This is a genomic window from Bartonella sp. CL25QHWL (assembly GCF_042195335.1).
Classification (GTDB): domain Bacteria; phylum Pseudomonadota; class Alphaproteobacteria; order Rhizobiales; family Rhizobiaceae; genus Bartonella.
The window spans coordinates 1-644 of record NZ_JBHIOE010000099.1 but is presented as its reverse complement, the minus strand read 5'-3'; the positions used below and the strand labels follow the sequence as shown (position 1 = coordinate 644).

Genomic DNA, 644 nt, shown 5'->3' with positions numbered 1-644 from the left:
ACGGAGTTACAGGCTGAGGATTGTGTGTAAGAGGTACTTATGTTGAGGTAGATGAAGCACCAATGACGCCACAGGACGACGTTCCTACACTGCAACCAGACAAGGCGCAAAGAAAGAACAAAGGAGAAAGATCATGGAAGAGAGCATGGAAAAAGCTAGGCACTAAGGTCAGCAAGGCGAGCAAGAAATCTAATGACGAGGTACACACTGCTTGCTTCATCGACCTAGGTATGGATAACATTGACTCTCTCCTTTCATTGAATTTACCGGGTGGATCATCATTTGCGACAATAGCCACTTCAGGTAAAACTTTCTCCTTTGCACCACCATGAGTTGAAGAGACACGTGAACGTCAACCTCGTGACGCTAAACAAGCGCTCTTGGGAGGCAACCCAAGCTTTTACTATTTTTCTAGGACTTAGTTTAGATTTAGGTTGAATAAAAGTCTTAGTTTCGATGTTCTATCATGATTATGCATGTGCTATGATTTTTCTTGTGGATCTTGATATTTTTCGTGTACCTATTGATGATTGACGAAGTTTTGGGTCGTTCGAGTGTGTTTTCATGGATCTCTAGTCATATTTCCATTGTATATAGAGGCTCTGAATGTTTTGTTTAAGTTTCTGATTTTTTCTGAAGAGTTT

1 protein-coding gene is annotated in these 644 nt (G+C 41.0%); it reads right to left on the bottom strand.

What is annotated here, in order from left to right; all coding sequences use genetic code 11:
• Positions 1-37 precede the first annotated feature (37 nt).
• Entirely contained in the window at positions 38-241 is a 204-nt protein-coding gene (locus tag ACFILY_RS09660) for a hypothetical protein (RefSeq protein ID WP_375673386.1), read from the bottom strand.
• Positions 242-644 lie beyond the last annotated feature (403 nt).